This is a genomic window from Oribacterium sinus (assembly GCF_963553175.1).
Lineage (GTDB): Bacteria > Bacillota > Clostridia > Lachnospirales > Lachnospiraceae > Oribacterium > Oribacterium sinus_B.
In genome coordinates this window covers 1-6,903 of record NZ_CAUVME010000057.1, presented here as the reverse complement: position 1 = coordinate 6,903, position 6,903 = coordinate 1, and the positions used below count along the sequence as shown (strand labels likewise).

General features: G+C 44.3%; 8 protein-coding genes. All 8 read right to left on the bottom strand.

Annotated features, from left to right (window positions below):
* Positions 1-474 precede the first annotated feature (474 nt).
* Complete coding sequence (locus RYO92_RS10515; protein WP_315370344.1) at positions 475-1,089, bottom strand: superoxide dismutase; 615 nt, start codon at positions 1,087-1,089, stop codon at positions 475-477.
* Between the two features lie 149 nt (positions 1,090-1,238).
* Positions 1,239-2,048 (bottom strand): hypothetical protein, encoded by an 810-nt coding sequence (locus RYO92_RS10510; RefSeq protein ID WP_007155902.1) that lies wholly within the window; start codon positions 2,046-2,048, stop codon positions 1,239-1,241.
* Positions 2,049-2,059: 11 nt separating this feature from the next.
* Positions 2,060-2,884 (bottom strand): metal ABC transporter permease, encoded by an 825-nt coding sequence (locus RYO92_RS10505; RefSeq protein WP_315370343.1) that lies wholly within the window; start codon positions 2,882-2,884, stop codon positions 2,060-2,062.
* Positions 2,885-3,592 (bottom strand): metal ABC transporter ATP-binding protein, encoded by a 708-nt coding sequence (locus RYO92_RS10500; protein ID WP_007155900.1) that lies wholly within the window; start codon positions 3,590-3,592, stop codon positions 2,885-2,887. It abuts the gene before it with no gap.
* Positions 3,592-4,692: a metal ABC transporter substrate-binding protein gene (locus RYO92_RS10495; RefSeq protein WP_315370342.1), complete on the bottom strand. Its 1,101-nt coding sequence runs from the start codon at positions 4,690-4,692 to the stop codon at positions 3,592-3,594. The genes RYO92_RS10500 and RYO92_RS10495 overlap by 1 nt, the downstream gene beginning before the upstream one ends.
* 26 nt (positions 4,693-4,718) lie before the next feature.
* Entirely contained in the window at positions 4,719-5,153 is a 435-nt protein-coding gene (locus RYO92_RS10490; RefSeq protein WP_315370341.1) for a Fur family transcriptional regulator, read from the bottom strand.
* Between the two features lie 447 nt (positions 5,154-5,600).
* A complete protein-coding gene (locus tag RYO92_RS10485) occupies positions 5,601-6,365 on the bottom strand; it encodes a LamB/YcsF family protein (RefSeq protein WP_315370340.1) in 765 nt (254 codons plus the stop codon).
* A 2-nt stretch (positions 6,366-6,367) separates the two neighbouring features.
* Positions 6,368-6,903 (bottom strand): ATP-binding protein (locus RYO92_RS10480; RefSeq protein WP_442945654.1); only part of this gene is annotated, 536 nt, incomplete at its 5' end.

Sequence of the window (6,903 nt, the reverse complement as noted above, 5' to 3'; positions counted from 1 at the left end):
GAATCATCCCCTGCAAAGCCACCTTCCCATAGCCCGGAAAATCATTACACAAAAAGATATTATTCCCGCTTCCTTTTTTCATATCAGCCATCGCTTTTCTCCTTTTTATACTATTTGAAATATACTTTATAGTGTGCTAACAATAATTCTCACATAATTTTTTTAGCGCTTTATTTTAGCATATTTTTAGAAAAAAAATAAGTATTCTACTCCGCTAGAATGAGTATCGGAGTAGAATACTTTTTTCATTTCTCGAAAGATAATATGCACGTTTCCTTCATACCGGTCTGAAAAAGGAATACTTCAGACTCGCCGGTACTTGGCTAGCGAGAGCGTTACCGGAATAAAATCTGTAGGAATCCATTAACCAACGCGACTGATGCAGTACAGGTCTTTCATAGGGGGTAGTCTGAGCCCTTCAGTACTTACTGAAAGCGAGCAAAGCGATGCTTGAAGTTAGTACCGGAAACAAATTTACTTGCACTGCTCATAATTCTCGCTGACCTTCTCCCAGTCTAAAACCTCGAAGAAATTTTTCAGATAGTCGCCTCTTAGATTCTTATAACGAAGGTAGTAGGCATGCTCCCAAACATCAATTCCCAAGATGGGGGTATGCTGTCCTTCTTCCATAAAAGGATTGTTCTGGTTTGCGGCCTTTGTGGCATAAAGTTTTCCTTCTTTATCTACCGATAAGAACGCCCAGCCGGAACCGAACTGTCCCAAAGCCAGATTCTGCAAGGTTTCCACCAGCTTTTCCAAGGATCCGAAGTCCCTGTTGATCGCCTCTGCCAGGGCAGGGCTTGGTTTTGTTCCCTTTTTAGGACTCATAACGGAAAAATACAAATTATGGTTATAGAAACCGCCACCATTATTCTGTAAAGCGTTCCTTAAGGCCTCATCGCCTACGGAAGAGAGAGAAGAAAGAATCTCTTCTACAGATTTTTCGCCCAGTCCCGCCTTTTCCACCGCATCATTAAAGTTCTTGGTGTAGGTGGCATGATGCTTTCCATAGTGGGTTTCCATAGTCATCGTGTCGATATGGGGCTCCAGAGCATCAAAGGCATAGTCTAATTTTACTTGTTCAAACATAGTTTTCCTCCTTATTTGTTCTACTGTATTCAGTACTTCCTTCTGATTTTCTCAAATTTTTCTTAAAATTGAGAAGTATTATTATTTTATACTCTTAGTATAAATGACAAAGAAAAAGAAAAGTATAAAAGTTATATTAAACTAACCATCTAATCTGTAATGGGGTTCACTCCGGGCTTATCCATTTTCTCTACTTCCAAAGCCTCAATATAGTAAATTAGCTGGGAAACATCCTTGGAAATGGAATACTTTCCCTGCCGTAAAACGCCCTTTACCCGAATCCAGGACTTTTCCGACTCCAATCCGGAAAGATCAAGGTCAGTTTTAAATTCAAAATTCACATAGCCACCGGTACAATAAGGACAGGAGGGACCGTTTCTTCCCACCAGAGTATAGCCTCCGAAGTTCATATACATCCCTTCAATACTGACCGTCTTTCCCTCATAATCCTGAAAGTTCTTGTACCAGTCATTAATCTGGGTGGCATAGAGTTTATCTCCCACCACAATATCCGGCTTCTCCAAAGAATACTTTCCTCTGTCTTCTTTAGGATTGTAGGGATAATCATCTATAGGATAGGTTCTTCCCTGCTCATCGGTTTCCTTCACGCTTTCTGCGGAATTGGTGCTTCCGGCAATTTTACTTTCTGAGGAGGGATTTGTATTTTCCGCCGCCACCGATGCCGCATCCTTAGACTCTAAGGCATCCAACGCCTCCGCCATAGACATTGCTTCCTCTTCGGATACGGAAGAAGTACTTTCCGTACTCTCCACCTTTCCCGGGGTCTTCCGCACGGTATCCTTTTCCTTACAGGCCACCAAAGTTCCTGCGCAAAGGGCAAGAAGAAGACAAGCCCTTCTCAAAGGGATGATCCCATTTGCTCTTCTGCTTTTTCCGAAAATGCGAAAAGGCCCTAAGGCCTTCTCTTCTTTTGTATTCATTTTTCTGCTTAATTTCATTTTCTTATCCTCTATCCCTTTCTATTCCGCATTGCTTCAATCGCACAAAATAGGAAGAATAACACAATATCTATCACCACAATGGAAGCTCCCGTAGGAATCCTGTAAAGGAAGGACAGAGTCATTCCCACAAAAAATCCAAAGAGTGACAGAAGGGAGGCCAGAATAATGGTGGCCAAGAAATTCTTACAAACCCGCATGGCGGTAATGGAGGGGAAAACAATCAGACTGGAAATCAAAAGAGTTCCCATCATTCGCATGCCCAGCACAATGGTGATAGAAGTCAGTAAGGCCAAAACCATGTTGTAGAAACGGGTATTGGTTCCGCTGGCTTTTGCAAAATTTTCATCAAAGGTCACCGCGAAGATGCGGGGATAGAAGAAAATGTAAAGGAACAGCACCACCACGGATAAAATTACGGAAAGCCGCATGTCCGAGGGACTGATGGCCAGGATGGAGCCGAACATATAGTTACAAACATCTGTATTCATACCGGTGGTCAAAGAAATCGTCATTACTCCCACCGCCAAAGCTCCGCTACAAAGTAAAGCGGTAGCCGCATCTCCCTTAATTTTGGAATTTTCTTCCAGTTGCAAAAGGAAAAATGCCGCAATCACACAGACCGGAATAGACACGGACATGGGGGCTAATTGCAGAGCATAGGCAATTGCCAAGGCTGCAAAGCCCACGTGGGACAAGCCATCCCCAATCATGGAATATCTTTTTAAAACCAGACTGGTTCCCAAAAGTGTAGAACACAGGGAAACCAGAGAACCTACGATAATCGCTCGAATCATAAAATCGTAGGAAAGCATCGACCCTAAAACCTTAAACATTTAGCCCTCCAAATCCTTCACAAAACTTTTTCCAAGCTCCGACTCTCTATACTTTTCCGCCTCTCCGAAAAATAACTGCTTATGGGCCAAATGGAGAATATGCTTTGCTCTTTGTACTATTTCCTTCACATCATGGGAAACCATGATGATGGTAATCTTTAATTCCTTATTCAATCTGTCAATTAAATCATAGAGCTCTGTCTGGGCCTTAGGATCCAAACCTGCCACAGGCTCATCCAAAATCAAGAGCTTGGAGCCGGCGCAAAGGGCTCTTGCCAGAAGAACCCTTTGCTGTTGTCCGCCGGAAAGCTCCCGATAGCAGGACTTTCTCAAATTCTCAATGTTTAAAAAACGAAGAGCATCCTCTACCCGCTTCTTATCTTCCTTACGATAAAAGGGAAATAAGGAAAGCTTGTTTAGGCATCCGGACTCCACCACCTCGTAAACACTGGCAGGGAAATCCTTCTGCGCCTCCGTCTGTTGGGGAAGATATCCGATATCCTGCCTTTTCAGGCCGTCCCCCAGAATGATTTCTCCTTCACCGGGCTTTTTCAACCCTAATATACCCTTTAAAAGGGTACTTTTTCCGGCTCCGTTTTCCCCCACGATACAAAGATAATCTCCCTTTTCCACGGAAAAATGAATGTCCTCTAATACCACCTTCCCTTCATAGGAAAAGCCAATCTTGTTTAGGGAAAAATAACTCATTAATTCAGTGCCTCCTTCAATGCCTCTACATTCGGCTTCATTAAATCAACATAGGTCTTGCCTGCTTTGAAATCCTCATCGGTCACATTATGCACCGCATTCAAAAGCATTTTCTTGGCTCCCGTATCTTTACAAATGGCGTTGACCATATCCTCGTTGCTCATTTCAATGTGGAATACCACCGGAATGCCGTCTTCCTTTACCTTATCCTGTAAGAAGGCAATGGTCTGTGCAGCAGGCTGGGTATCGGTAGAGCAGCCCGGGAATGCCGCAAAGTAGGTCAAGCCGTACTCCTTACAGAAATAAGCGAAGGGGAAACGGTCTGCCACAATGATTTCTTTTCTCTTTCCGGAATCTACCACTTCTCTAAAGCTCTTATCCAGCTCTTCCAATTCCTTCACATAGGCCTCTGTATTCTTATCAAAAACATCCTTTTTGGAAGAATCCAGGGAAGAAATCTTCTCATCCAACTTCTTTACAATCTGAATGGCATTTACAGGAGAGGTCCAAACATGCTCATCCATCTCCACTTCCTCTTCCTCGTGGCTGTCACGCTGTGCCTCGGAAGCCTTATCCTCATGGTCGGCAGCTTCTTCCTTATGTTCTCCGGACTCGCCTTCATGGTCGTGGTCATGCTCCTCTTCTTCCTGCATTCCCTCAACAGTTTCCTCTTCCATTAAATTTACCGCATCCATCATTTTGAAAACGGAGGAATCCTCCTTGTTCATGGACTTTAACATACCGTCTACCCAGGCATCGCTATCTCCGCCTACATAGAGGAATAAATCCGCATTTTGAATGGTAATAATATCCTGAGGGCTTGGCTCATAGCTGTGCGTCTCCGCTCCCGGCTTAACCAGCATGGTAACATCCGCCTCTCCCTTGGTAACAGCTCTTGCAAAATCATAAGCGGGGAAATTGGTCGCTACAATCTTCAGCTTCTCTCCGCTTGCCTTGCTCTCCTCCTTGCTACTCTCTGCTACTGCCTGTGTGGTGGCTGCTGTAGTCTCTGTCTTTCCTGCATTACTTGCTCCACAGGCAAAAAGATTTGCTGCAAGTAAGGAAAATGTGGTGGCAATCGCCAGTTTTCTTAGTCCCATAGGGGCTCCTTTCTAGGTAAATAACTTTAAGGCTTCTTTTCCTCCTCCCGGGCACAGTTCTCACACAAGCCGTAGAAAACTGTCCTTTTCGGATTCCAATGAAAGCCATGATGCACAAGAAGATGTTCCATCATAAAGTCCAATTCATGACAATGCAGATGAATCAAGGCTCCACAACGGCTACATTTGCAATGGAAAAAAAGATGTTCCTTGGAAGCTTCCTTCCTCTCCCCCACATATTCAAAGCAGGCAGGACTGTTTTGGTCAATCAGGTATTTGTTCACCAAACCTTCCTCGCAAAGTCTTTCCAGCTGCCTGTAAATGGTGGTGGTTCCGATGGGCCTTCCCTCTTCACGGAAATGAATCACCAAGTCCGCTACCGTGAAATGCTCCCCTTCTAAAGTGGATAGATATTTCTGCAATTCCTCTTTATGCTGGGTTTTGTACTTCCCTTTTTCCATATCCGCTCCCCTACAAAATCTATCTCAACTCTGCTCCCCTATTCCTGACAATAGAGAAGCTTTCCGATCAGGATTTCCTTTTCAGTCTTCTTCATACTAAAATCAAATCCCAAAAGAATTGAATACAAAATCCATGAAAACGGAAATCATTTTCATATTTTACTATTATTATCCTCTCTGTCAATGAAATACAGAAAAATTTCATAAAAGCTGAAGAAAATAATGTTAATATCAAAAAAACAGCCTTCATGCAGTATAGGTCCGGGCTCGGGGCACGCTCTCGCTAACCTCGCCTCCCGGGGGATACTAAGCAAAAAACTGCGCTTCTATTGTTTTTCGCAAGTACCCGCGGGCTCAGATTACCCCTATCCCGGACCTATACGCATGAAGGCTATGGATTAGTTTGACTTTCCCATTCCCTTCAAGCTTTTATGAATAATTTTCTTCTTAAATACCTCTACCGAAGGCTTCTATTGTCACTCCCTCTTTTACAAGCGTCTTCCTTAACTTTTCTACAAAAAGCAGGGCTTTCTCTCCGTCTCCATGGACGCAGATGGAATCTGCCTGGATAGGGATTTCCTTTCCTGTGATGGCTCTGACCTTCTTCTCCAGTACCATGGAAAGCACCCTTTCAATAGCTTCCTCTTCGTCGGTAATCATGGCTCCCGGTTTTCTTCGATTCACCAAGGAACCGTCCTCCTCATAGGCTCTATCCATAAAGACCTCCGCCTTTACGGGAATTCCCATCTTTTCCGCTAATTGGTAGAGCTTACCAGAGGCCTGAGCCAGAATTATCAAAGAAGAATCATATTCCTTTACCGCATCGCAAATAGCCTTAGCCAGCTCTTCATCCTTTGCGGCCATGTTATAAAGGGCTCCATGGGGCTTTACGTGCTGAAGCTTTAAGCCGTCCTTATGTAAAAATGCTTCCAAGGCTCCCATCTGGTAGAGCAGCATGTTCTTTAGTTCCTTGGGTGTGCAGTCCATATTTCTTCTGCCAAAGCCCTGCAAGTCCGGAAATCCGGGATGTACCCCTAAGGCAACTCCCGCATTTTTACACAGTTCCACGGTCTTCTCCATCACCAAAGGATCCCCTGCATGATAGCCGCAGGCAATATTGGCAGAGCTGAGAAGAGGAATCAAGCTATCATCCATACCCAGGGTATAACGGCCGAAGCTCTCTCCCACATCCGCATTTAAATCAACCTTCATGCTTATTTTCCTCCTAAGGTAAAACGCTCAATAAAGCCGGTATCCACCTTTCCTTCCACAAATGCCTCAGACTGCATGATTTTATATTGGAAGTCCAGGTTGGTTTCCACCCCCAGCACCAGCATTTCTTCCAAGGCTCCCTTCATTTTCCGTATAGCCTCTTGCCTATCTTTTCCATGCACCAAGACCTTGGCAATCATGGAATCGTATTCCATAGGAATCTTGTAGCCGGTATAAATGGCCGTATCCACTCTTACCCCGTTTCCTCCCGGTAAATGTAAGGCCGTAATGGTTCCGGGACTTGGCATAAAATTCTTCTCCGGAATTTCCGCATTGATTCTACACTCTATGGCATGTCCCCGTAGAAGAACTTCCTCCTGCGTCATGCTAAGAGGCTCTCCCGCACAGACCCGAATCTGCTCTATCACAAGATCCGTATCCGTTACCAGTTCCGTTACCCCGTGTTCCACTTGAATACGGGTATTCATTTCCATAAAATAGAACTTGCCTTCCTGATCCACGATAAATTCTATGGTGC

Bases quoted from the DNA above. Each gene is read 5' to 3' on its own strand.
- RYO92_RS10515 (WP_315370344.1), bottom strand. From the start codon at position 1,089: ATGTTTGAACAAGTAAAATTAGACTATGCCTTTGATGCTCTGGAGCCC.
- RYO92_RS10490 (WP_315370341.1), bottom strand. From the start codon at position 5,153: ATGGAAAAAGGGAAGTACAAAACCCAGCATAAAGAGGAATTGCAGAAA.
- RYO92_RS10495 (WP_315370342.1), bottom strand. From the start codon at position 4,692: ATGGGACTAAGAAAACTGGCGATTGCCACCACATTTTCCTTACTTGCA.
- RYO92_RS10505 (WP_315370343.1), bottom strand. From the start codon at position 2,884: ATGTTTAAGGTTTTAGGGTCGATGCTTTCCTACGATTTTATGATTCGA.
- RYO92_RS10500 (WP_007155900.1), bottom strand. From the start codon at position 3,592: ATGAGTTATTTTTCCCTAAACAAGATTGGCTTTTCCTATGAAGGGAAG.
- RYO92_RS10510 (WP_007155902.1), bottom strand. From the start codon at position 2,048: ATGAAATTAAGCAGAAAAATGAATACAAAAGAAGAGAAGGCCTTAGGG.
- RYO92_RS10485 (WP_315370340.1), bottom strand. From the start codon at position 6,365: ATGAAGGTTGATTTAAATGCGGATGTGGGAGAGAGCTTCGGCCGTTAT.